This is a genomic window from Sinorhizobium prairiense (assembly GCF_029201645.2).
Classification (GTDB): domain Bacteria; phylum Pseudomonadota; class Alphaproteobacteria; order Rhizobiales; family Rhizobiaceae; genus Sinorhizobium; species Sinorhizobium meliloti_A.
The window spans coordinates 2,162,052-2,186,635 of sequence record NZ_CP104131.1 but is presented as its reverse complement, the minus strand read 5'-3'; the positions used below and the strand labels follow the sequence as shown (position 1 = coordinate 2,186,635).

At 62.8% G+C, this 24,584-nt stretch carries 18 protein-coding genes, 2 tRNA genes and 3 pseudogenes; 12 read left to right on the top strand and 11 right to left on the bottom strand.

What is annotated here, in order from left to right; translation table 11 throughout:
- Positions 1-39: 39 nt before the first annotated feature.
- Positions 40-948, bottom strand: a complete 909-nt coding sequence (locus tag N0Q91_RS13230; RefSeq protein WP_275598130.1) for an MBL fold metallo-hydrolase — start codon at positions 946-948, stop codon at positions 40-42.
- Positions 949-1,181: 233 nt separating this feature from the next.
- Between N0Q91_RS13230 and N0Q91_RS13225 the strand changes: the two genes are divergently transcribed.
- From N0Q91_RS13225 to N0Q91_RS13215, 3 genes and pseudogenes are all read left to right on the top strand, one after another.
- Positions 1,182-1,256 (top strand) — tRNA-Gln (locus N0Q91_RS13225).
- Between the two features lie 335 nt (positions 1,257-1,591).
- On the top strand, positions 1,592-2,188 hold the full coding sequence (locus N0Q91_RS13220; RefSeq protein ID WP_275596616.1) for a hypothetical protein: 597 nt from the start codon (positions 1,592-1,594) through the stop codon (positions 2,186-2,188).
- 344 nt (positions 2,189-2,532) lie between these two features.
- Positions 2,533-5,150: pseudogene (locus tag N0Q91_RS13215) on the top strand (DUF3772 domain-containing protein).
- Between the two features lie 83 nt (positions 5,151-5,233).
- Here the strand turns inward: N0Q91_RS13215 and N0Q91_RS13210 are convergent.
- Complete coding sequence (locus tag N0Q91_RS13210; RefSeq protein WP_275596615.1) at positions 5,234-5,647, bottom strand: hypothetical protein; 414 nt, start codon at positions 5,645-5,647, stop codon at positions 5,234-5,236.
- 278 nt (positions 5,648-5,925) lie between these two features.
- On the opposite strand from N0Q91_RS13210, the gene N0Q91_RS13205 reads away from it, so the two are divergent.
- A tRNA-Pro gene (locus N0Q91_RS13205) sits at positions 5,926-6,002 on the top strand.
- Positions 6,003-6,196: 194 nt separating this feature from the next.
- The gene (locus tag N0Q91_RS13200; RefSeq protein WP_127711632.1) at positions 6,197-6,340 is read left to right on the top strand and encodes a hypothetical protein; all 144 of its coding nucleotides are present in this window, start codon (positions 6,197-6,199) and stop codon (positions 6,338-6,340) included.
- Positions 6,341-6,454: 114 nt separating this feature from the next.
- On the opposite strand, the gene cysN is transcribed toward N0Q91_RS13200, so the two are convergent.
- The 4 genes from cysN to N0Q91_RS13180 form a co-directional block, all read right to left on the bottom strand.
- Positions 6,455-7,951: a sulfate adenylyltransferase subunit CysN gene (cysN, locus tag N0Q91_RS13195; RefSeq protein ID WP_275596614.1), complete on the bottom strand. Its 1,497-nt coding sequence runs from the start codon at positions 7,949-7,951 to the stop codon at positions 6,455-6,457.
- Complete coding sequence (gene cysD / locus N0Q91_RS13190) at positions 7,951-8,904, bottom strand: sulfate adenylyltransferase subunit CysD (RefSeq protein WP_275596613.1); 954 nt, start codon at positions 8,902-8,904, stop codon at positions 7,951-7,953. Before cysD ends, cysN begins: the two co-directional genes overlap by 1 nt.
- A gap of 47 nt (positions 8,905-8,951) precedes the next feature.
- Positions 8,952-9,746 carry a phosphoadenylyl-sulfate reductase gene (locus tag N0Q91_RS13185; RefSeq protein ID WP_275596612.1) on the bottom strand — a complete coding sequence of 265 codons (795 nt, stop codon included), beginning with the start codon at positions 9,744-9,746 and terminating at the stop codon, positions 8,952-8,954.
- 143 nt (positions 9,747-9,889) lie between these two features.
- On the bottom strand, positions 9,890-11,242 hold the full coding sequence (locus N0Q91_RS13180) for a chloride channel protein (RefSeq protein WP_275596611.1): 1,353 nt from the start codon (positions 11,240-11,242) through the stop codon (positions 9,890-9,892).
- Between the two features lie 156 nt (positions 11,243-11,398).
- Here N0Q91_RS13180 and N0Q91_RS13175 point away from each other — a divergent pair, with 156 nt between their 5' ends.
- Together N0Q91_RS13175 and N0Q91_RS13170 are read left to right on the top strand one after the other, a co-directional pair.
- Positions 11,399-11,785: a DUF6152 family protein gene (locus tag N0Q91_RS13175; RefSeq protein WP_026168560.1), complete on the top strand. Its 387-nt coding sequence runs from the start codon at positions 11,399-11,401 to the stop codon at positions 11,783-11,785.
- Positions 11,785-12,264 carry a DUF6644 family protein gene (locus N0Q91_RS13170; RefSeq protein WP_275596610.1) on the top strand — a complete coding sequence of 160 codons (480 nt, stop codon included), beginning with the start codon at positions 11,785-11,787 and terminating at the stop codon, positions 12,262-12,264. Before N0Q91_RS13175 ends, N0Q91_RS13170 begins: the two co-directional genes overlap by 1 nt.
- 1 nt (position 12,265) lies before the next feature.
- Here N0Q91_RS13170 and betA read toward each other — a convergent pair.
- The 4 genes and pseudogenes from betA to betI form a co-directional block, all read right to left on the bottom strand.
- Positions 12,266-13,914, bottom strand: a pseudogene (gene betA, locus N0Q91_RS13165) (choline dehydrogenase).
- Between the two features lie 139 nt (positions 13,915-14,053).
- Positions 14,054-15,517: a betaine-aldehyde dehydrogenase gene (gene betB / locus N0Q91_RS13160; protein ID WP_275596609.1), complete on the bottom strand. Its 1,464-nt coding sequence runs from the start codon at positions 15,515-15,517 to the stop codon at positions 14,054-14,056.
- Position 15,518: 1 nt separating this feature from the next.
- Entirely contained in the window at positions 15,519-17,057 is a 1,539-nt protein-coding gene (gene betC / locus N0Q91_RS13155; RefSeq protein ID WP_275596608.1) for a choline-sulfatase, read from the bottom strand.
- Positions 17,058-17,160: 103 nt separating this feature from the next.
- The gene (gene betI / locus N0Q91_RS13150) at positions 17,161-17,781 is read right to left on the bottom strand and encodes a transcriptional regulator BetI (RefSeq protein ID WP_275596607.1); all 621 of its coding nucleotides are present in this window, start codon (positions 17,779-17,781) and stop codon (positions 17,161-17,163) included.
- Positions 17,782-17,925: 144 nt separating this feature from the next.
- Between betI and N0Q91_RS13145 the strand changes: the two genes are divergently transcribed.
- The 3 genes and pseudogenes from N0Q91_RS13145 to N0Q91_RS13135 all read left to right on the top strand — a co-directional run bounded on the left by N0Q91_RS13145 (position 17,926) and on the right by N0Q91_RS13135 (position 21,461).
- Entirely contained in the window at positions 17,926-18,474 is a 549-nt protein-coding gene (locus N0Q91_RS13145) for an HdeD family acid-resistance protein (RefSeq protein ID WP_018094491.1), read from the top strand.
- A gap of 107 nt (positions 18,475-18,581) precedes the next feature.
- Positions 18,582-20,380: pseudogene (locus N0Q91_RS13140) on the top strand (EAL domain-containing protein).
- Between the two features lie 79 nt (positions 20,381-20,459).
- Complete coding sequence (locus N0Q91_RS13135; RefSeq protein WP_275596606.1) at positions 20,460-21,461, top strand: NAD(P)H-quinone oxidoreductase; 1,002 nt, start codon at positions 20,460-20,462, stop codon at positions 21,459-21,461.
- Between the two features lie 300 nt (positions 21,462-21,761).
- Here the strand turns inward: N0Q91_RS13135 and N0Q91_RS13130 are convergent, their stop codons facing one another.
- Entirely contained in the window at positions 21,762-22,499 is a 738-nt protein-coding gene (locus N0Q91_RS13130) for a DUF3750 domain-containing protein (RefSeq protein WP_275596605.1), read from the bottom strand.
- A 71-nt stretch (positions 22,500-22,570) separates the two neighbouring features.
- Here N0Q91_RS13130 and N0Q91_RS13125 point away from each other — a divergent pair, with 71 nt between their 5' ends.
- Positions 22,571-23,578, top strand: a complete 1,008-nt coding sequence (locus N0Q91_RS13125; RefSeq protein ID WP_275596604.1) for an asparaginase — start codon at positions 22,571-22,573, stop codon at positions 23,576-23,578.
- 86 nt (positions 23,579-23,664) lie between these two features.
- Positions 23,665-24,285, top strand: a complete 621-nt coding sequence (locus tag N0Q91_RS13120) for a glutathione S-transferase family protein (RefSeq protein WP_003536681.1) — start codon at positions 23,665-23,667, stop codon at positions 24,283-24,285.
- Positions 24,286-24,584 lie beyond the last annotated feature (299 nt).

Sequence of the window (24,584 nt, the reverse complement as noted above, 5' to 3'; positions counted from 1 at the left end):
TTTCTGCCGCGGATTGCGCCTTTCAGCGATCCAACCGCGTCACGCCAGCCGGTATGCGCTGGCGAGCGACGGCGGCCCCTCTGTTTCGACGCGCCCCTGCTCGATGAGGTCTTCGATATGCGCCAGCAGCGAGAGTGCCGCAGCGCCGTGCAGCCGCGGATCGGTCGAGGCATAGATCACCTTGACCATTTCGGCGATCTGCCGGTCGCCCGCACGCAGGCGTTCGAGCACCGCGCGCTCGCGCATCCTGCGATGCGCCTTCAACGCCCGCACGAAGGAGGCAGGCTCGTTGACCGCACCGCCATGGCCTGGCAGGTAGATCCGATCGTCGCGCTGGAGCAGCTTGTCGAGCGAGGCCATGTAATCGGCCATGGCTCCGTCCGGCGGCGCGACGATGCTCGTCGCCCAGGCCATCACATGATCGGCGGAAAAGAGGATTCCGGTTCCGTCGAGCGCAAATGCCATGTGGTTGGCCGTGTGCCCCGGCGTCGCTACCGCCGTCAGGCTCCAGCCGTCGCCTTCGACGTGTGCCCCGTCGCAAAGCACGACATCGGGCACGAAGTCCATGTCCGAACTTTCGGCGAAGGGATTGACCTCGCCGGCATGCAGCGGCCTGGCTGCCCGGTGCGGTCCTTCGCCCACGACCATCGCGCCGGTTGCCCGGGCGAGCCTGCCGACGAGCGGAGAGTGGTCGCGATGGGTATGGCTGACGGCGATATGCGTCACCTCGCGCCCTCTGAGTGCGGCCATCAGCGCATGGAAATGTGCCTCGTCCTCGGGGCCGGGGTCGATTATCGCGACCGAACTTCGGCCGACAATATAGGTGTTCGTGCCGTGGAAGGTAAACGGACTGGGATTGTTGACCGTGATGCGCTGTACGTTCTCGGCTACGCTCACCGGTTCGCCATAGGCGGGCTTGAAATCGAGGTCGAATTCCGGAGCTTGCATGTCCTGGCCTGTCATCCACTCGGCCTCCCGCTTGCACGTCACCCTCGGGAGTTTTAGGGGCGGCGCGACCATAGGCCAAAGGCCGGGCGGAGGAAACATCGGTTCGGGCCTGAGATTGCTGCCGGACCGCGAGCGATAAATCTGCGCGCCAAACGAAGTTAAGCATTGTGAGCGCGCACGAGCTTTGCTAATCAGGCGCTCGATTTGGCGAGGAGATTACCTGCCAGTTTAGTTGGGGCGTAGCCAAGCGGTAAGGCAGCGGTTTTTGGTACCGCCATTCCCTGGTTCGAATCCAGGCGCCCCAGCCACACTTCACACCACCGAACCTATACCTTGCCGAAGATGACGGCGTGGTCGACGCGCTCGACGACAGAGCTGCCGACGGTAATTCGGTTTACCGGCATGAAAACCGAAAAGCACCGTTCTTCTGCGGCAGTCATATTCACGTATTTGGCGCCCCTGGGGGAATAGGTCCCAGAGAAAATGCGGGTTCGGCAGAAATCTTATACCCTTATAAGTTATATAAAATAATGCATATTTTTGGCGGTCTCATCGAGGACTGAAATGCATTTTAGTATTTATGATTGACAAGAAACGTATTCGCCTATTTCCTGTAGGTGTATTCGCGCTGGGGATAGCGAAGATGAAAGCGATTATTCTTGTCAATGTCGCACACTGCCTTGCATCGTTGATTATCGTATATGACGCGTGCGCTGGTCCATTCGGCATAGAGCAGGGGCAGAGTAAAAATGCTCTTGAACTCAGAAACGTAGCGCCACACGGCGGCATTTATAATCTTCGTTCCGTTCCGAGGCGTCACCCCGATTTCGAAGTATACGCAGCAGAAATCAGCGAAAGATTTGGTGTTTGCCGTGTCAGTGCGGGATCGATGATGTTCAGGAAGGATCGGTTCGGAACGGACGTTCGATCGAAGTTCGAAGAGATTGTACAGGAACTCGAAGATATTTACGGCAGGGGAAAGCGCTTCGAGCACTTGAAGGCAGGTCCACGCTGGCATGAAAGGCGTGACTGGGTGATGTCCATAACGCAGAACGAGCGGATGCACAGTTACGAATGGTCCGTCGCGCATGGTTCGAAACTCAAGGACGGGATCAAATATATAAAGCTGAGAGTCCAGGGCATCGGCGAGGACGTATCGTTCATCGCCCTGGAATACGACTTCGAGAACCGTGACAAGTGCCTCGCAGAGAAAGCACAGAATCTCGCAAGCACCCTGTGATGGCGCAACGCCTCGCCTCCTGACGGCCGAGATTTGCGCGGCGGAAATTTCGTAAGGGCTGCCTCGGACGCGGACGGATCGAGGCGGGCAACAACCTCCTGCAATATGCCGATAATGGCTGCCGGCGAAAGCCGACGCGTCGAATCTCCGAGCGGTGTCTCCGTTCGGAATGCGGCCGTCGTGCCGGCGTCTGCGAGGCGCTCCCGGCCGGATAGCCGGCGCAAATCGGCGGGGTGAGGTTGGATAATCCGGTCGGCAACCTTATGGTGCGCCTTTGCAAACCCCGGGCTCGGCTCAGCGCGCTCGGCAGAGGCACGATGCAGAACACCGGAATAGGACTGATAATGACGAGCATGCGGTTCCTTCTTCGTCGCACATCCGCGACGGGCCCAACCTTCGAAAGAGCTTTGGATCAGGCCCGTTCGGTCAGCACATTGCTTCGATTGCTTCTCGTCGCATTCCTGCTGACATTTGCACCGGCTGCCCTTGCCCAGGACGGCGGCGGACAGCCGGAAGCCGGCGCAGCAGCCGATGTGCAGGGCCAGAGTAGTGCCTTACCGGAGGTGCCGCCGAAAGCCTTTCCGGAGGAGCAGGCACGCATCGATGCCTGGCAAGCGACGCTGGAGCGTGTGGAGGCCGCGCTCCAGGCCGAACGCGTAGACGACGTCACTCTTTCACAGCTGCGCAGCCAGATCGCCAAGATTCCCATGCAAGCCGCCGGGCTCAAGGCAGCCCTGCAGCCGCGATTGCAGCTCGTCAATCAGCGCATCGAGCAGTTGAAGCCGGCCGACGAGCAGGCCGCCCGCAACCAGACCGAAGCGATCAAATCCGAACAGGCGCAACTACAGTCGGAGGCGGCCGGCCTGCAGGGCGTCGTCCAGCAGGCCGATCTCATCGCGCTTCGCGGCCAGCAGGATATAGACACGATCGGAGAGCGGCGGCGGGCCCTCTTTACGAGCTCCATTCTGCAGCGCTCGCAGAGCCTTGCCGATCCTTCCTTCTGGTTCGATCTGGCCGCCGCGACACCGGAGACGCTGGCAGACCAGTCCCGCGTGGTCGGGTACTGGTTCGGCGCCCTGGTCGAACGCACGGGCCGTTCGGCCGCGGGCATTCTCGTGGTCGTGATTGGCTTCGCCGCCTTTCTCCTGTCGCCGGGCCGGCGCTGGCTTACTCGGCGCACGAGCCGCGACCCTTCGGTTCTCCACCCGTCGGGGCTCGCCAAGGCGACCGCAGCGGCGGCCATCACGCTTGCGAACTTGCTGATCCCGGCTGTCGCCTTCTTCGTGCTCTACCAAGCCATGTCCATTCTGAAGGTTCTCCCGGCGGATCTGGCGACGGTCCTGCGGCCGGTCCTTTTCGGGCTGACCTTCGCATCCTTCTTTTACGGACTCTCGATCGCCGTTCTCGCACCGGAACGGCCCAGCTGGCGGCTCGTCGAGGTTACGGACACGGCGGCCGAGCGGCTGATTCCGATAATAGTGGCCATGGCTGTGGTGAATGTCGGCGGCCTTGCCCTCGACGCGTTCCTGAAGGCGACTCATGCGCCCCTCTCCTTTGCCGTCGCGGCCCAAGGCCTCGGTGCCATCGCGCTCGGCATTCTCGCCATGGTCGCGCTCAGATTTGTCGCGCGCGAAGATGATGACGAGAATCCGCAGGGAACGAGCTCGGCGTGGCGCCTGCTCATTCCGGTTACCTGGGCGGTCGCCGCGCTCACCGTTATTGCGCCGCTCGCCGGCTTCGTGGCTTTCGGACGCTTCGCCGCGCTGCAGATCGTCTTCACGACGGCGGTGCTGATGAGCCTCGTGCTGTTGCTGCGTCTTGCGGACGAGGCGATTTCCTACGGCTTTTCGGTACAGACGCGGATCGGCGGCTTCATGCGGCAGGCGATCGGCCTGAAGCCCAACACGATCAGCCAGATCGGTGTGATCCTTGCCGGGTTCGCGCGCCTGATCGTGATCATGGTAGCCGTTATGGCCCTTCTCGCGCCCTGGGGCATCCAGTCGGAGGATGTGGTCGGCACCTTCACTTCCGCCTTCTTCGGATTCGAGATCGCCGGATTTTCGTTCTCGCCTTCTGCGATTCTCGGCGCGATCGTCGTTTTCGTCGTCGTGATCGTCGCAACGCGCGGTTTCCAGAGGTGGCTCGACGGCCGCCTTTTGCCGCAAACCAGCCTCGACACCGGCCTCAGGACGTCGATCCATACGGGGTGGGCTATGTCGGCGCTGCAATCGCGGGTCTCGTGGCCTTTTCCTATGCGGGTCTCAACCTCCAGAACGTCGCAATCGTCGCCAGCGCCCTGTCCGTCGGCATCGGTTTCGGCCTGCAGTCCATTGTCAACAACTTCGTCAGCGGGATCATCCTGCTTGCCGAACGGCCCTTCAAGGTCGGGGACCGCATCGAGGTCGGCCCGAATACGGGCATCGTCCAGCGCGTCAGCGTCAGGGCTACCCAGATCCAGACCTTCGACAATGTGACCGTGATCGTACCCAATGCCGATCTGATCAGCGGCCAGGTGGTCAACTGGATGCATGGCGACTTCTCGGCGCGCCTGAAGATTCCGGTGGGGGTCTCCTATGAATCGGACCCGGAGCAGGTGCGGCGGGTTCTGCTGGAAATCGCCATGGACAATCCGCGGGTCTTGAGAATTCCGGAGCCTTTCGTTTCCTTCACCGATTTCGGAGCCGATGCCCTGCAGTTCACCTTGTTCTGCCACGTCGGCAACATCAACGCCGATGCGGGGGCGGCGAGCGATATGCGTTTCGAAATCGCCAAACGCTTCCGCGAGGAAAAGATCGAAATGCCCTTCGGCCAGCGCGACATCCATCTTCGCGATCTCGCCAGCATCGAGGGGCTGGTCCGCGAGCTGTTCGATGGCCGCACAGCCGCGCCGGCAGCAGCGTCTCGGCCGGGGCAAACGCGCGCGAAACGTCGGAAGAGTGCGGCCGAGGCCGCCAGCGAATGAGTATGAAGGCAGTCCCGGATGACGAAGCAGGCCCGCTGGCTTTCGGCAGCGGGCCCGGGGGTAGCCGAGACGGTTCGAGCTGACTATTCAGCCTTTGCGCCGCCCAAAAACTCCTCGCACCAGCTCGGCCCGTTCGGACGCTTGCGGTCGCCGGCGATCCGGATCGCGCGGATGACGTAGTCGGAGGAGACGGTCAGCTGAACGGAGCAGCTCAGATATTCCGTGCGCGCGGCAGAGATGCGCTTGCCGCGTTTGCCGTCGGCGGTCTTTTCGTATTCCGCCGGGATCCTGCGCGTCTTGTAACCGCCCTTCCAGCTATAAATGGTGTCGCCGCCCGCTTCGACGTCGGAAATGGGTGGCCCGAACTGAGCGAAGAAGGGCCCTGCCGGCTGGCCGAGCCAGCGTGCCTCGACCGCATTTCTCGTGATCCCGGTCGTCGTCGTGCAGCCGGCAAGAAGCAGCCCGAGGGCGCCCGCCGTCATCATGCGGAAATTCATGTGTCTGTCCCTTAGATATGTCCTGAAACCTGCGGCGCGGAAGGGCCGGAATCCCCGGTTTTCCTTGCAGTCCGCCGAGGCTCTAGCGCTAAAAGCCGTGAAAGAAAATCGGCTCGGAGCATTGCCGCAGAGGAAATTGGAGAGCGTTGCAGAAACGCCCTATTGCTTATGAGATGGGACGTGCCGGCGGCCGGAACATTTTCACCTTCAGCGCGGTCTTTTTTGCGATAGGCGCTTGTGAAATCAAAAATGCTGTTCTATAGAGGCGCCGCTGGTCACGGAGTGTAGCGCAGTCTGGTAGCGCACCACGTTCGGGACGTGGGGGTCGAGTGTTCGAATCACTCCACTCCGACCAGCTGTAAATCTCCCCCAACCGTATCTTTTTTTCCGGCTTTCTGCCGGTTTGCCTGGTCGCTCTCACATTGCGGCGGCCGATGCCTTTGCCGCACCTTTATTGTTCACAGAGAAACGGGTTGTTCCTGAAAATCCGTCTTATCGGAGTGAACAATCGGAGCGAATATCCTTCAAACGCAAACCCGTGAGGCAGCGATGTCGAAGGAACCCATCTTCACTCTGCGCGAAATTCTCGTCTGGGCCGCCATTCTGGGCAGTGTAGTCGGCTACCAGCTTTGGAATCATGCCGATCCACAGCCGCTGACGATCGACCTCGCAACGGTCGAGCGGCGGGCCTGACCGTATTGACGGCCTCCACCTTAGAAGCGCGTGCCTGCACTCCGACCGTCTCCCGATCAGAGCAGCAAAAAGGGGCCATGCGGCCCCTTCGCTGACAGGCAAACGGTAAGAGCATCAGCCGTCGATCGAGTCGATGATACCCACCGCCTTCGCGGCGGTTATCCGGCGCACCTCAACGTCTTCGCGGCGGGCGGCGAAGAGCTCCGTCGCCATGAGCTGATCGGCAAGATCTGCCGGCAGCGACAGGATTACCCGGCTTTCCTCGGCATGGATGCCCCCGAGCGCGGCGCGCTTGGCAGTGATCATGCCGCCCGCCACCGTGTTGTTGGTGTCGGGGTCGATCAGGATGAAGGCGCCGGTCGTGCGGTTCTGCTCATAGGTGTCGAAGATCGCCTGTTCGTCGAAGGCGAGGTGCACCTTGCCGATCGCGTTCATCGGCAGTTCGTCTGCGTGGTTCCACTTGCCGCTCTTGAGTTCGAGCTGGCTGACCGGCTGCACCTGCACGCGCTGGCGGCGGCTGCCGGACTTCAGCCAGTAGCGCTTGCCCGGCTGGATGCCTTCCGGCTGCAGCGCCACGAGTTGCGCATCGAAGGCGAGCCCGGTCATCGGCTGGCTGTCGATCGAGGCGATGACGTCGCCGCGGGAAACGTCCACCTGGCGGTCGAGCACCAGCGTGATCGCGTCTCCGGCCACCGCCGCATTGCGCACGAGATCGAAGGTGACGATCTTGCTCACATTGGCGACCATGCCCGACGGCAGGATGACGACGGAGTCACCCGGCTTCACCGAGCCGCCGGCAACCGTGCCCTGATAGCCGCGGAAGCTCTCTCCCGGGCGCGATACGCGCTGCACCGGCAGGCGGAAGCCGACGGTCTGGGCGGAGCGGGTCGTGGCAAGCTCCAGTATTTCGATGAGCGTCGGGCCGTCATACCATGGCATGGAAGCGCGGCCGTCATAGACGACGTTCTCGCCCTTGAGCGCCGAGACCGGGATTGCGGTGACCTGGCGCACCCCGAGCGAAAGGGCCAGCTCCCGGAACTCGTGCGAGATCTGGTCGAAGCGGGCGCGATCGTAATTCGTCAGGTCGATCTTGTTGACGGCGAGCACGAACTGGCGGATGCCCATCAGCGTCGCGATCGTCGCGTGGCGGCGGGTCTGCTCCAGAAGGCCGACGCGCGCGTCCACGAGCAGCACGGCGAGGTCGGCGGTCGAAGCGCCGGTCGCCATATTGCGGGTATATTGCTCGTGGCCGGGCGTGTCGGCGACGATGAAGGAGCGCTTGTCGGTCGCGAAATAGCGATAGGCCACGTCGATGGTGATGCCCTGTTCACGCTCGGCCTGAAGGCCGTCGAGCAGGAGAGCGAAATCCGGAAGGCCGAGATCGTTCTGCTTGCCGCCGGAATCGCGCTGAAGGCTTGCCGCCTGGTCTTCCTTGACCGCCTTGGTGTCCCGAAGCAGCCGGCCGATCAGCGTCGATTTGCCGTCGTCGACGCTGCCGCAGGTGATGAGGCGAAGGGGGCGCGTGTCGCGCACGACCCGCGCAGTCTCCTGCATCGGAAGGGATACGACGGTTTGATCCAGGACTGCGTTCGCTGCTGCCGGTGCGGTCATCAGAAATATCCTTCGCGTTTCTTCTTTTCCATCGAACCGGCCTGATCGCGATCGATCGCGCGGCCCTGACGTTCGGAGACGGTCGCGGTTTCAAGTTCGGCAATGATGTCGTCGAGCGTGTCGGCTTCGGAGCGGATCGCGCCCGTGAGCGGGAAGCAGCCGAGCGTGCGGAAGCGGATGACTTCCTCGCGCTTGACCTCGCCGGGAAGCAGCTCGAGGCGAGGATCCTCGGCGAGGATCAGCATGCCGTCGCGCTCTACGACGGGGCGCTTCTTGGCAAAATAGAGTGGAACGATCGGGATCTCTTCCGCCTGGATGTAGCGCCAGATGTCGACCTCGGTCCAGTTGGACAGAGGGAAGGCGCGGACGCTCTCGCCCTTGCGGATCATGCCGTTATAGACGTTCCAGAGTTCCGGGCGCTGATTGCGCGGATCCCAGCGATGATCGGGCGTGCGGAAGGAGTAGATGCGCTCCTTGGCACGGCTTGCCTCCTCGTCGCGGCGCGCGCCGCCGAATGCGGCGTCGTACTGACCCGCGTCAAGCGCCTGGCGCAACGCTTCGGTCTTCATGATGTCGGTATAGAGCGCCGATCCGTGCGTGAACGGCGTGACGTTTTCGGTTGCACCGCGCGGATTGGTGTGGGCGACGAGGTCGAGATCGTATTTCGCGGCCATCTCGTCGCGGAATGCGATCATCTCGCGGAACTTCCAGCCCGTGTCGATATGCAGGAGCGGGAAGGGGATGCGGCCGGGATAGAAGGCCTTGCGCGCAAGATGCAGCAGGACCGACGAATCCTTGCCGATCGAGTAAAGCATTACGGGGCGCTCGAATTCGGCCGCGACCTCGCGGAAGATGTGTATCGCTTCGTTCTCCAGCGCCTTCAGATGCGGATCGAGCGGCGGTTTCGTGCTCTGCGGATTATGCAGTTCCGTTTCCGGAAGAGTGTGGGGCATTGCTAACTCCGGGGGAAGATCGTGGTCTTCGGGTGCGCGCGTGGCGTTCAGGCCGCGTTGCTGGCGTTGGGGATGATCGAGGAAGCCGCTTCCGGCACATGCAGGCCGCATTCGCGCTTCTCATCGTTCTCCCACCACCAGCGCCCGGCGCGCTCCGGCTCACCGGGCTTGATGGCCCGGGTGCAGGGCTCGCAACCGATCGACGGATAGCCGCGGCTGTGCAGCGGGTTGACGGGGATGGCCTCTGCCGCGACGTGGGCCTGGATCGTCTCGATGTCCCAGTCGGCGAGCGGATTGATCTTGATGAGCCCGCGCTCGACGTCGGCTTCAGCGAAAGGGGTCGTGGCACGGTTGCCCGACTGCCCGCGCCGCAGGCCGGTAATCCAGTAGCTTGCCCCGTCGAGTGCGCGCGCAAGCGGCTTCAGCTTGCGCACGCCACAACAGGCATGCCGGGCTTCGACGCTTTCGTAGAACCCGTTCATGCCGTATTGCGCCACATAAGCTTCGATATCGGCTTTCTCGGGATAATAGCGCTTGATGAGGATGCCATAGGTCTCCTCGGTCTTGTCGATCAGGGCCACGGTCTCGTCGAAAAGACGGCCGGTCTTCAGCGTCGCGACTTCGATATCGAGATGGTTGCTGCCGATCGCGGCGGTAATGACCTGGTCCTCGATGCCGAGCGAAGTGGTAAAGACCGCGCGGCCTTCCAGCCCGGCGATGAATGCCAGACGGCCGGAAAGATCCAGCCCTTCGAGCTCGTCGTTGATGGCCTGGGCCTCTGCCTCGAGGGCAAACTCTTCCGCGTCGACCGCCACTTCTGCTTTGCGGGATTGCGTCGTCATGGCTGCATCCTGTTGCAATTTGCACGGAATATGGCAGCCGTTCATGACAATGGACAGAAATAGCGGTTTCTAATGCCGCGCGAACGGAGCAAATATCTCTCTGATCCCCAGAGGCCTTGAAAAAGGCGCCCGTGGCCGGTGCCTCACTGAGGTGCGGCTTCGCTTTTCGCGCTGCTCCTGCGCAGGAGAATGCTCTGGGCGATGAATGTTCTGGAAAGACCGTGATAGAGCGGCTCGGGCGAAACGAGCCGGGCGGTGACATAGCCAAGCATCGATGCGGCCATCAGCGCGATCACGCCCTGATGGTTGCCGGTCATCTCCATGATGATGACGAAGGCGGTCATCGGCGCCTGGACGATGCCGGCGAAATAGCCGGCCATGCCGAGCACGGCTCCCAAGGCGATGCTGGTGCCGAAAAGTGAACTCATCGTGCTGCCGAGTCCTGCGCCGATCGCAAGAGAGGGGGCGAAGATGCCGCCCGGGATACCCGAGATCATCGCCGCGAAGCTCGCGAACAGCTTGCCCAGGAAGAAGAAATAGGGAAGCGGCTCACCTGCGACCGCCGCTTGCGCCTGCTCGTAGCCGGTTCCGAAGGTGGCACCACCCGACAGGACCCCGACGATGCCGGTGGCGACGCCGCATCCGCCAGCCAGCATGAGCATGCGCTTCACGGGAGCCGGCTGCGCCCAGCGGCGGATACGCCGCGTCAGCCGAAGGCTGGCCGCGCTAAAGGCGGCGCCAAGAAGCCCGCCGCCTATTCCGCAGGCGAGAATGAGCAGGAAATCTTTGGCGCCGCTCGCCGTCGTCGAGCTGGTGCCGAAATAGGTGTAGTTGCCGGAGAGGCTCAGGGCCGCGAGGCCGGACAATATGACTGCGGTCAGAACGAGTCCGTTTGCGCGAGACTCGTAGGTCCGGCTCATTTCCTCGATCGCGAATACGATGCCCGCCAGCGGTGTGTTGAATGCAGCCGCGATCCCCGCGGCGGAGCCGGCAAGTATGAGCCCGCGCGCGTGAGCCATTCCGCCCCAGCGGGCGGCCTGCAGCATGATCGAGGCGCCGACCTGGACGGTAGGGCCTTCGCGACCAATCGATGCCCCGCCGAAGAGCCCGAGGACCGTAAGCAGGATCTTCCCGAAGGCAAGCCGCAGCGACAGCAGGCGCGAGCGCTCTTCCTCGCCATGCAGATGCCTTGCAGCGATGGCCTGCGGGATGCCGCTGCCTTGCGCATTGGGGAAGAAGCGGATGGCGAGCCAGGCAGAGAGGACGAAAACCGCAGGTGTGAGGAGCAGGGGAAGCAGAAAGCTGCACCGCCCGGCATCCGTCAGCCGGCGGAAGGCGTGTTGGGCCCAATCGGCAGCTTCGGCGAAGGCGACGCTGATCACGCCGATCGCAATTGCGCCGACCCAGAAGACCAGTCTTGGCCGCCAGACGCCGTAGGATCCCCAAAGGACTCTGGACCGGCGGAGGAGTTTCGATTTGGTGTAGGCCGAAGGCATCATGTTCTCTTAGCGAGTATGCCCTTCGAACACAAATCGGGAGTCTGCCCGTGCAGGATCGCGAGACCCTGCCGTTCAACAATCGGTGAGCGCGCTGTTCTTGCCCCATGCGTGCTCCATGTTCAGGCATCATCAACGCAGGAGAAGGAAATGCCGATGGCTACGTCTTTGTCGTCACGCCTCCCCGCGGCCGGTTTGCTGAGCCTGCTTCTGGTGACGGGCGCCTACGCGCATCACGGCTGGTCCTGGGCGGAGGCCGATCAGGTCGAGCTTTCAGGGACGATCCGCGAGATCTCCATGGCGCCGCCGCATCCGACCCTTCAGGTCGAGACGACGGATGACGGCACCTGGCGGGTCGAACTCGGCAACCCGCGGCTCACCCAGCGTTCGGGCTTTGTGGAGGGGGTAGCCAAGGCCGGCGATCCGATCGTGGTGCTGGGCAACCGCTCGCTCGACCGGAACGAGAAGAGGATGAAGGCCGTGCGGATCACCGTCGCCGGCAAGGTCTACGACATCTATCCGGAGCGCATACGGACGAATTGATGGAGGAGGCGCTGACGTGGATCGGGGCGTTGCCCTTCGCTTTGGCGATACGGCGCTCCGCGGTGCTCTACATCTTCGTGAACGCCGCCCACATACTCTCGATCGGGATAATCGTCGGTTCGATCCTGCCGCTCGACCTGCGGCTGCTCGGCTTCTTCCGCGACGTGCCGATCGGAGTGGTCGGACCCTATCTTTCACGCGCGGCTGCGATCGGCATCGCGTTGGCTATCGCCACCGGTTTCTGTCTCTTCAGCGTTCGCCCGGTTGAGTATGCCGGCAACCCCGCCTTCCTGACGAAGATGACGCTGCTCGCGCTCGGCGTGCTCAACGCCGCCATATTGCACCTGACCCCGCAATGGCGCGACGCAATCAAAGGCGGGCCGCTCTCGCCGAGGGTCCGCCTTTCAGCGCTGCTTTCCATGGCGGTCTGGACCGGTGCGGTCCTAGCCGGGCGCTGGATAGGTTTCCTCTCGGAATAACTTACCTGTCGCTCACCGCCCAGCGCGGATTGATCCACGGCTCCTGGTTCGAGCGGGCGAGTGGCTGCTTGCCGAGGATATGATCGGCGGCCTTTTCGCCGGTCATGATCGAGGGGGCGTTCAGGTTGCCATAGGTGATGTGCGGGAAGATCGAGGAGTCGGCGACACGAAGCCCGTCGACGCCGATAACCCGGGTTTCGGGGTCGACCACGGCCATCGGATCGTCCTTCGCCCCCATCTTGCAGGTGCCGCAGGGATGATAGGCGCTTTCGAGATGCTCGCGCAGGAACCCATCGATCTCCTCGTCTGTCTGCACCTTTTCGCCGGGCTGGATTTCGGGGCCGCGATAGAGGTCGAAAGCCTTCTGCCCGAAAATCTCCCGCGTCAGCCGAACGCAATGGCGGAACTTCTCCCAGTCCTCCGGATGGCTCATATAGTTGAAGCGGATCACCGGGTCGGCCTTGGGATCGGACGAGCGAAGGGTGACGTCACCGCGCGACTTGGACAGGTTATAGCCGACATGCACCTGGAAGCCGTGCGACTTCGCCGCCGCCTTGCCGTCATAGCTGATCGCCACCGGCAGGAAGTGGTATTGGATGTCCGGCTGCTTCACGCCGGGTGCCGAACGCAGGAAGGCGCAGGACTCGAACTGGTTGGAAATTCCGAGGCCTCTCTTGAAGAAGAGCCATTGCGCACCGGCGACACCCTGCCAGAACCATGGCAGCCAGGAATAGAGTGAAACCGGCTTCGTGCTCACCTGCTGGAAATAGAATTCCATGTGGTCCTGCAGGTTCCGGCCGACGCCGGGTCGGTCGGCCTTCACGTCAATTCCCATCTCCTTGAGGTGGGCGGCCGGTCCGATGCCGGAAAGCATCAGCAGCTTCGGCGAATTGAACGAGGAGGCGGAGACGATCACTTCGCGGTTGGCCTTCACCACCTCGATCCGTCCGCCCCGCTCGATCTCCACGCCCGTCGCCCGCCCGTTCTCGATCACGACCTTGCGGGCGAAGCAACGGATGAGCTCGACATTCGGACGTTTGAGGGCCGGCCTCAGATAGGCGGAAGCGGCCGACCAGCGGCGGCCCTGCCACGTCGTCTGCTCCATCAGCCCGAAGCCCTCCTGCTTCGAGCCGTTATAGTCCTCGGTGACTTCGAAGCCGGCCTCTTTTCCCGCTTCGATGAAGGCGTGAAAAGGGGATTCTTGACCGGGCCGCGCTTGACGTGCAGCGGCCCGTCGGTGCCGCGCCAGCCCTCTTCGCCGCCATGCGAATGCTCCATCCGCTTGTAATAGGGCAGCACGTCCGCATAGGCCCAGCCTTTGGCGCCGAGTTCCTCCCAGCGGTTGAAGTCTTCCGAATGGCCCCGGACATAGACCATGCCGTTGATCGAGGAGGAGCCGCCGATCACCTTGCCGCGCGGCGCGGTGATGCGCCGGTTGTTGAGGTTCGGCTCGGGTTCGGAGAGATAGCCCCAATTATAGCGGTTCATGTTCATCGGCCAGGCAAGCGCCGCCGGCATCTGGATGAACGGGCCGACATCGGAGCCGCCGAACTCGAGCACGATGACCGAATTCCTGCCGTCTTCCGACAGGCGATAGGCGAGCGCCGAGCCCGCCGAGCCGGAACCGATGATGACGAAATCTGCCTGCATGAGCGTGGTCTTTCTTGCTTCTGGGATGGCCCGCCTTCTCCCGCGCGAGGGAAAAGGCATATGCCGCGCCGGTCCCCTCTCCCCGCGCGGCGAGAGGGTTAGTCCTCGGGTCAAACCCGAGAGGGCAGAACTGCAAAGCTCAATACGGCGCCTCGACCGGCCCCATGCCGACATAGACGGTCTTGAGCTCGGTATAGTGGTTCAGCGCCGCGACCGAATTCTCGCGTCCGAAGCCCGACTGCTTGGACCCGCCGAAGGGGATCTCTACCGGGCAGAGATTATAGGTGTTGATCCAGAGCGTGCCGGCCTCGAGCCGGTCGGCGACCCGGTGGGCGCGGGTGAGGTCCGCGGTGAAGACGCCGGCCGATAGGCCGAACTCCGTGGCGTTGGCGCGTCGGATGACTTCCGCCTCGTCGTCGAAGTCGAGCACGCACATGACCGGCCCGAAGATTTCTTCCCGCGCGATCGTCATACCGTCGGTGACGTCGGCGAAGACGGTCGGCTGGATATAGGTGCCTTCGCCGCTCACATTGTTGGGAATGCCGCCGCCGGTGACGAGGCGCGCCCCTTCCGCTCTGCCCTTCTCGATATAGGAGAAGACCTTGTCGCGTTGCGCCGCCGAGACCATCGGCCCAAGCTGCGTCGTCTCGTCCAGGGGGTCGCCGATGACGATCGCTTCGGTGCGTTCCTTGAGACGGGCGAGGAAGGGCTCCTTGATCTTCTTCTGCACAAAGACGCGGGTACCGTTGGAGCAGACCTGGCCGGTCGAGTAGAAATTGCCGAGCATTGCGCCGCCGATCGCGCTTTCGAGATCGGAATCCTCGAAGACGATCAGAGGCGACTTGCCGCCGAGCTCCATGGTGACGTGCTTGAGTTCCGCGGCGGCGGCGCCGGCCACCTTCTTTCCGGTCGGCACGGAGCCGGTGAGCGACACCTTTGCGACGTCCGGATGGTTGACGAGGAGCGGGCCCGTCGCGCGGTCGCCCTGAATGACGTTGAAGAGGCCCTTCGGCAGACCCGCTTCGATGAGGATTTCGGCGATCTTAAGTGCGCCGAGCGGGGTGTTTTCAGAAGGCTTGAAGACCATGGCGTTGCCCGCGACGAGTGCGGGCGCACCTTTCCAACAGGCGATCTGCTGAGGGTAGTTCCAGGCGCCGATGCCGACGCAGACGCCGAGCGGCACCCGCTTGGTATAGGCAAAGTCGCCACCGAGCGGGATATAATCGCCGTTGAGTGCGGCGGGCGCGACGCCGCCGAAAAATTCGAAACTGTCGGCACCGGACGTCGGGTCGGCCACGATGGTTTCCTGGATCGGCTTGCCCGTGTCGAGCGTTTCGAGCTCTGAAAGCTCGCGGTTGCGCTGGCGCATGATTTCGGCGGCCCGCTTCAGGACACGCCCGCGCGCGGTCGGGCTCATCGCCGCCCATTCCGGCTGCGCGCGCTTCGCCGCTGCGATCGCCTTTTCGACGATTGCGGGTGTTGCGGCATGGAGGCGGGCGATGACTTCGCCGGTCGCCGGATAGATGCTCTCGATCACCGTGCCGCCGGTGTCCTCGACATATTCGCCGTCGATGAAGTGCGAGGCTTTCGGTTGGGCTCTCATCTCATTCTCCTCGCGGATAGCGTTTGGACTCCTCGAGATTGTCGAGGTTCATGTGATTGCGCATGTATCGCTCCGATGCCTTTTGCAGCGGCTGGTGATCCCAGGGGTAATAGGCGCCGTTTCTCAGCGCCTCGTAGACGACCCAGCGGCGGGCCTGGCTTTCGCGTACGGCAGCATCGAAGGCCTGCATGTCCCAATGGGCGGCGCGCATGTCCTGGAATGCGGTAAGCGTTGCCTGGTCGACAGGTCCGCGCGGCTTCGCTGCGAGGTTCGTGAGCTCCAGCGGATCGGTCTCGAGGTCGAAGAGCTGGTCCGGATCGAGTGCGCAGTGGATGTATTTCCACTTGCCCTCGCGAATGGCGACCAGCGGCGCATAGGAGGCCTCGGCCGCATATTCCATCAGCACCGGTTCGGTGCGCTCGACGCCGTTGACCATCGGCACGAGGCTGACGCCATCGGTCCAGGGCTTCACTTCCTCGAGAGAAATGCCGGCGAGGTCCGCAAGCGTCGGCGTCACGTCGAGATTGGAGGTCGGCGTCAGATGCAGGCCGGGTGCGATACCGGGGCCGGCAATCATCAGCGGCACGCGCGCCGAGCCTTCGAAGAAGTTCATCTTGAACCAGAGGCCGCGTTCGCCGAGCATGTCGCCGTGGTCGGAACAGAAGAGGATGAGCGTCTCGTCGAGCATCCGCGTCCGCGTGAGGGTGTCGACCAGTTCGCCGACCTTCTCGTCGAGATAGGAGATGTTGGCGAAATAGGCGCGGCGAGAGCGGCGGACATTCTCCTCCGTCAGCTCGAAGTTCCGGTAGTCGCAGGACAGCATGATGCGCTGCGAATGCGGGTCCTGCTCGTCGAGGGGGATAGCGTCGACCTCGGGCGTGAGGTGCTCGCAATCCTCGTAGAGGTCCCAGAATTTCCGCCGCGCGACATAGGGGTCGTGCGGATGGGTAAAGGAGACGGTGAGGCACCAGGGGCGCCGGCTCGCATCGTCGTTTTCCCGCGAAAGCTGGTAGAGCTTCTGGTTGGCGAGGAATGCCACCTCGTCGTCATATTCCATCTGGTTGGTGATCTCGGCGACCCCGGCGCCGGTGACGGAGCCGAGATTGTGATACCACCAGTCGATTCGCTCGCCCGGCTTGCGGTAATCCGGCGTCCAGCCGAAATCGGCCGGATAGATGTCGGTCGTCAGCCGCTCCTCGAAGCCGTGCAGCTGGTCCGGTCCGACGAAATGCATCTTGCCGGAAAGCGCGGTGTAATAGCCGGCCCGGCGCAGGTGATGTGCATAGGTCGGGATCGACGACTGGTACTCGGCGGCATTGTCATAAACCCGCGTGCGGCTCGGCAATTGCCCGGCCATGAAGGATGCTCGGGCTGGGGCACATAGTGGCGACGAGGTGTAGTTGTTGCGGAAACGGGTCGATCGCTTGGCCAGCGCCTTCAGGTTGGGCGCGTGCAGGAAGTCTGCAGGCCCGTCCGGAAAAAGCTTTCCGTTCAGCTGGTCCACCATGATGATCAGAATATTCGGCTTCCCGGTGGTCACTTGATCGTTTCCTCGTGGTTCGAATTCTTGCTTCGTCTTGCTTGGCCGGTCGGCGATTGTCAGCTGCGGCTGCCGCCACCTTCTGCCCGCCGGGAGGGAGGGGCTAATCCTCGGAGTAAACCCGGGGAGGGGAGCCTTTCCCGTCGCTCGCCCTCAGATGCGCATTCACGTAATCTTCCGTGAGCGCCACCGAGGCTTCGATGCTGATCGGCGCCGATTTCAAACTTTGCCGGATGTAGAGCCCGTCGATCATCGCAGCGGCGCCCTCGGCGATGCGTTCCGCGTCATCTGCCGGGCAGAGCGCTCTCAGACCCGCGAGCAGATTTGAGCGCAGCCGCCGCGCATAGATCACCAGCAGCCGCCGCACTTCCTCCGACCGTTGCGCCTCCGAATAGAAGGCGAGCCAGGCTGCGACCGTCTCCGGCGCGAACTGATCGGCGCGAAAACTCACGCTGATCAGAGCACTCACCTTTGCGCGCGGCGTCGAGGCCGCCTTCATCGCAGACACGGCGTCGTCGCGCAGCTTGCGGAGAAGGCTGCGGATGGTGGCGATCAGCAACTGTTCCTTGCTGCCGAAATAGTGATGCGCGAGCGCGGGCGAAACGCCGGCCGTCCGCGCGATATCTGACATGGTGACCGCGAGCGTCCCCTGGTCGCCGATCACGCGCAGCGCCGCATCGACCAGCGCCTTGCGGCGCACCGGCTCCATTCCGACCTTGGGCATCTTCGAACTCCTCTGGCTCTAGCTTATTTTTGATTGATCCATCAATCAATAAAAAAATCCTGCGCTTTTCTCTTTCTTTTTGCTTGGAAATCCGGCTCAATCAGCGGGAGGCGTCCATGCGCATAGGCATGACTGGAGGTTGAAATGGTTCACGCGTTCGATCCCGCCGGCAGAGAGGCCCTTGCCGGAAAATGGGGGTGGTTCGTCGCACTCGGCGTGCTTCTGATCATGTGCGGCGGCATCGCCTTCGGAAACCTGCTGATGGCGACAGTCGCCTCCGTCTATTACGTCGGTCTCATCATGCTGATCGGCGGCCTGCTCAACCTCGCCCACGCCTTTCAGGTCAAAAACTGGGGAAGTGTCCTTTACTGGATCTTGAGCGGTGCCTTCTATGCTGCGGCAGGCCTGTTCGCTTTCATCAATCCTGTCCTCGCCTCCTCGGTGCTGACATTTCTGCTGGCGGTGGCGCTGATCGCCGCCGGTTGCTCCCGCATCTGGGTAGGGTTCAGGCTTCGTCCTCTTGGCGGCTGGGGGTGGATGGTCATCGGCGGCCTCGTGACCCTGCTAGCCGGCCTCATCATCGCTGCCGGCTGGCCGGTCGACAGCCTCTGGATACTGGGTCTTTTCCTGGCGGTCGATCTCGTCATGCAGGGGCTGGCCTCGATCGCCTTCGGGGTTCTCGCAAGGGGCTGAGCAGGCTTTTCCGAAGCTTCATCAAACTTTCACATTCGCGAAAGATTTCGTTGACGCCTGGCTCCGATGCTGGCGCGCGTTTGTGTGTCCTATCCCTGGAGCCCGGCATGTCGGCCGCCCCCGCAGAAATCCTGTCGCTTCGCCGTTTCGGCGACGACCAGATCGTGACCCTTGCCAAACTCGTCATCGAAAATGCCCTCCAGCCGATCGTGGAAGCGGCGACCGGGGCGGTGTTCGGCTATGAATCCCTGATGCGCGGTTTCGAGCGCCTGGGCTTTGCCTCGCCGGTCGAATTGCTCGACAGGGCCGAGAGCGCGGGGCAGTTGCTCGCGCTCGAGCACCTGATCAACAGCCGCGCCGTCGCCGCGTTTGCCGCGCTCCCGGACTTTTCGGCGCGCACGCTCTTTCTCAATTTCGATGCGCGGCTCGTCGGCGCCGAGGGCGACATCGTCGATCGCCTCGTCAACCACTTGAAGCGTGCGAATATCGCGCCGTCCTCTCTTTGCTTCGAACTGTCGGAACGTTTCGACAGCAGCAAGATGCCTGACTTTTCCGCGCTCGTGCGGCAGCTGCGGCTTGCGGGATTCAAGCTCGCGATCGACGATTTCGGTGCGGGGTTCAACGGCTTGAAACTGCTCTGCGACCAGCCGGTCGACTATGTGAAGGTCGACCGGCACTTCATCTGCGATATAGACAAGGACCCCCGCAAGCGGCACCTCGGCCGGCATACGGTCAACATGGCCCATGTGCTCGGGTCGCGGGTCATCGCCGAGGGCGTGGAGACGGAGGCGGAGTTTCTCGTCTGCCGTGATCTCGGTTGCGATCTGATGCAGGGCTACTTCATCGCCCGACCGACGACGCACGTCACGGAGTTGCAGGCCGCCTACGCTCATTTCGAACCGGCGGCCGGCGCTCGGCGCCCGTCTGCGACCCTTGACAGCATCCTGATCCGCAAGGAGATCGAGCAGCTTCCGGCAGCGAGGGAGAGCGACGACCTCGATTCCGTGTTCGACCTTTTCCGGCTCAATCCACGCCAGGCTTTCTTTCCGGTTCTGAATGCCAATGGCGAACCGCGCGGCATCCTGCACGAGTATCACGTCAAGGAGATGATCTATCATCCCTTTGGCCGCGACCTCCTGAAGAACCGCCTCTATCAGCGCCGCATCTCGCATTTCGTCACGCCCGCGCCGATCGCCGATCTCGACACGCCCGCCGACGAGATGCTCAAGATCTTCGCCGGCATGAACGGGAGCGACTGCGTCATCCTCACGGAGAACATGCGCTATGCCGGCATTCTCTCCGCTTCGTCGCTCCTGAAGATCATCAACGAGAAGCAGTTGAAGACGGCCCAGGAGCAGAATCCGTTGACGGGCCTCCCCGGCAATCGCGCGATCCGCGATTATGTCCAGCACGCGATCCTGGACGGCGACCAGGCCCGCTACTTCTGCTACTGCGACTTCGACGATTTCAAACCCTTCAACGATACCTACGGCTTCCAGAAGGGGGATCTCGCGATCACGCTCTTTGCGGCGCTCCTGCGGCGCCACTTCATTGGCGAAGGGAAGTTCCTGGGTCACGTCGGAGGCGACGATTTCTTCGTCGGCATCGACGGTTCCACCGAGGAGGACATACGGGGCGTCCTTTCACGTCTGATCGACGACTTTCGCTCGGACGTCCGCCAGCTCTATTCGCCCGAGCATCTGTCGGCGGGACGGATCAGCGGATATGGCCGCGACGGCACCACGAAGGCTTTCCCCTGATGCGCTGTTCGATCGCGGTGCTTTTGCTTCCGGAAGGCCTTGTCCTCTCGGACGGACAGACCGTGAGCAAGCGGATTGCGGAGATAAAGGCGCGCGCCAAGGCGAGCGAAGAAGGCCTCGTCATGGAACCCCTCGACCGGACCTGAGCAGCGGATGCACGACGAACTTTCCCGAACGGCAAGAGGGCTATAGGTATAGGCGGAACCGTTTTGCGAGGATGCCGTCATGACCCTTCCGACAGAAATGACCTATGTCGATCTGCCTGGCCCCGGAGGGCCGGAGAATATGGTGCTGGCGCGGGGGGCGATGCCTGAGGTCCGGCCCGGCGACATTCTGATCCGCGTCGAAGCCTTCGGCATCAATCGGCCGGACGTCCTGCAGCGCAAGGGAGACTACCCGCTGCCCGCTGGGGCGAGCCCCATCCTCGGGCTCGAAGTTGCAGGCGAAGTGGTTGCTCTCGGCGAGGGAGCGGCCGGCTTCTCGACCGGCGACAAGGTCTGCGCTCTGGCCAATGGCGGCGCTTACGCGGAATATTGCGCCGTTCCCGCCACGCAGGCCCTTCGCTGGCCCAAGGGCTACGATGCCGCGAAGGCGGCAGCCTTGCCGGAGACTTTCTTCACGGTCTGGGCCAACGTCTTCGACATGGCCCGCCTGAAGGCCGGCGAAACGTTCCTTGTCCATGGAGGATCCAGCGGTATCGGCACGACCGCCATCCAGCTTGCCAAGGCACTCGGTGCAGAGGTCTTCGCGACCGCCGGCAACGTTGCGAAGTGCGAGGCCTGCGAGGCACTCGGGGCGAAACGTGCGATCAATTATCGTGAGGAGGATTTCAGGGCCGTCGTGCTGGAAGAAACCGGCGGTCGCGGAGTCGACGTCATTCTCGACATGGTGGGCGGGCGCTACTTCGAGCGCAACATCGGCAGCCTGGCCAAGGACGGCCGCCTGTCGATCATCGCCTTCCTCGGTAGCGCCCGGGTGGAGGACGCCAACATTGCGCCAATTCTCATGAAGCGCCTGCAGATAATGGGTTCGTTGCTCCGGCCGCGCACCGCCGCCGAGAAGCAGGCAATCCGCGACGGGCTGGCGGAAAAGGTCTGGCCGCTGCTGGATGGGGGCGAAGTTGCGCCGGTCATCCAGGCGATCCTGCCCTTCGCCGAGATTGCCGGCGCTCATCGGCTGATGGAGCAGGGCGATCATATCGGCAAGATCGTGATGCGGATCGGGTAGCAAAAGACAATAAGACGATGGTCGCCCTTGTATTGGCCCAAAGATCGCTTACGTTGGGATCAACGTCAACGAACAGAAAGGAAGGTGATCCAATGTCTAATGAGATTTCGGACCTCGTAATGGACATGGGAGAGGTGAAGGAGTCGAGGCAGCCCTCGGCTTGATAGCCGCCTTCCTTAGGGTCTCAGCACCCGGCCATTGTGAGGCCAAAGCTCATGAAGGGCCGCCGCAGGGCGGCCCTTTTCCTATGGAGCGGGATGAGGAAAAATGTGTGCGGTTTTCCGCCAGCGTGCCATCCCCTCAGATTCCGAAGCGGCCGAGTGCCGGAATCTTGATGCCGGGCCGCGCGACGTCGAAGCCCGCCACCAGTCCCATGAAGTGCAGTTCCAGCCCGCTGCGCCAGCCGGCCGAGACGCCGGCGAGGCCGTAAAGCGTCGCATGCAGGTCGCGACCGTCGGCATCGACATGGAACAGTTTCCCCTCCGGCAGATAGTCGCGCCCGACCGCATCCGGCGGCAGCACGACGTCGAGCTCCGGCACCGATCGCAAGACATGGGCGACGAAAGTGTTGGAGTTGGGCCCGGGCCAGATTCGATAGGCGCCCGGCGAAGAATAGGGATAATCCTCGATCGCCGTTTCGATCTTGGGGATCAGGCGCTTGGCTTCCTCGCCCCTGACTACCGCGACGATGCGCGGCTCGTTGGAATACCAGCGTCCGTCGGCCGGATAGGCGTTCTTGCGGATCGGCTTGCCCCAGCCGACCTTCTCATAACGGTTATAGGTAGGCGCCCCTTCGTCTTTGGTGACGATCCAGGCATGGCTTGCTACCGCCCCCTTCATGCCTCCGGTGGTCGCCGAGAAGACGTAAATCACCGCCTGCGGGCTCGCAGCAGCATCCGCCAGAATACCTGACGACGACCAATCCGCGTCGTGCCAGCTCTGTGGCCGCTCCTTGAAGTACCACAGGCCCGCCGAGGCGAGCGCCGGAAGCAGGTAGACGACAGCGAAAACGAGAAGGAGCTTGCGGAGGAATTTCATCTACGGTGACTTTTCTGCCGTGGGATTCCTGATAGATGCATATCCGAAACTTGGAAAATTGAGGGCAGCCGATGTCGAATCCGGTTCTGGTCGAAGTAACGCGCGGAAATCTGGTCGAAAGCCGCCATCGGGGCATGATCGTCGCCGTCGATGGCGACGGAAAGATGCTGTTTTCCCTTGGCCAAACGGATGCTCATATCTTTCCGCGCTCCGCCTGCAAGGCAATGCAGGCGCTGCCGCTGATCGAAAGCGGTGCCGCCGACGCCTATGGTTTCGGCGATCGGGAGTTGGCGCTGGCCTGCTCGTCGCATTCGGGGGAGCCGGAACATGTGGCGCTCGCCGCCAAAATGCTGGCGGCTGCGGGGCGGGACGTCCAGGCGCTTGAGTGCGGCGCCCATTGGTCCTCCGACCAGAAGACGCTGATCGCGCAGGCCCGCTCACTCGAAGTGCCGAGCGCGCTCCACAACAACTGCTCGGGCAAGCATGCGGGCTTCGTCTGCGCCTGCTGCCATTCCGGGACCGAGGTCAAAGGCTATATCGGCTATGACCACCCGATCCAGCGGGAAATTCGCGGCGTCATGGCGGAGCTGACCGGAGCGATTCTTGATCGCGACAATTGCGGCGTCGACGGCTGCTCGATCCCCACCTACGCGCTCTCGATGAAAGGACTTGCTCATGGATTTGCCAGGATGGCGAGCGGGGTCGGCCTCGGGACGGAGCGGGCGCGGGCCTCGAAGCGTCTCATCGACGCCTGCATGGCCGAACCCTTCTACGTCGCCGGCACCAAGCGCGCTTGCACGCGGCTGATGAAGACGGCTCCCGGCCGCATTTTTGCGAAGACCGGCGCCGAGGGCGTATTCTGTGCGGCGATACCGGAAAAGGGTATCGGCATCGCGCCGAAATGCGAGGACGGCACGACCCGGGCCGCCGAGGCGATGGTCGCCGCGACGCTTGCGCGCTTCTTTTCGGACGATGACGAAATCCATGAGGCGTTGATGGCTCAGGCCAATCACGCGATGCGCAACTGGAACGGAATGCACGTCGGCGACGTGCGGGTGACGGAAGCCTTTGCCACCTGACGCGATCTCGCTCAGGACTTGTCAATCGCGGCGATTCGATCTTCTGTGCTTGGGCGCCGTCGGCCGCGCAATTGGGAGGAAGAACGATGCTGAAACTGTTTTATACGCCTGGAACCTGCTCGCTTGCCTCGCATATCGCGCTAGAGGAAGCCGGTGCCGGCTATGAAGTGCATCGGGTCGATTTCTCCAAAGCCGAGCAGACCAAGCCGGACTACCTCACCATCAACCCCAAGGGGCGGGTGCCCGCCCTCGTGACCGACCGCGGTATACTGACGGAGACGCCGGCCATTCTTGCCTATATCGCCCAAAGCTTCCCGAAGGCGCGGCTTGCGCCGCTTGACGATCCTTTCGAGTTCGCGCGGCTGCAGTCGTTTCTGAGCTATCTCTGCTCGACGGTTCACGTCGCTCATGCCCATGCGCGCCGGGCCGCAAGGTGGGCAGACGACCCTGCGGCGCAGGAGGCGATGAAGGCCAAGGTGCCGCAGAACATGGCCGACTGCTTCGCGCTGATCGAGCGCACGATGTTCGTCGGCCCCTTTGTCAGGGGCGACGCCTATTCGGTCGCCGATCCCTATCTCTTTACCATCGCCGGCTGGCTCGAGTCGGACGGTGTCGATCCGGCCCGGTTTCCGCGGATCCTCGACCATCGCAACCGGATGGCCGAGCGTCCGGCCGTCGCCAAGGTTCTGGCCGAAGTGCAGTCGTAACGGCAATCGACCGGGATCGGCAGAGCCGAAGCGTTGAAACGGGCGTTGGTCGCCCTCAGTTGCAGAGGTTCTCCGCCCCAGTGCGCGGCCAAGGCCATCCGGGGAACGGCAGATCCGCGAGTTCGCGTTCACCCATACGGAAGAGATCCGGATGCTGGAGAGGGTCGCGCATCCAGTCGGAGGCGAGTCCTCGAACACTGTCGGACGAGGCCGCGGGGCGCCTCAGTATTGAGAAAACCTTCAGCATGTCGTCACCGTTCAGCTCGGATTGGGGTAGCGTAGCCGGTCTCGCCGGCCGC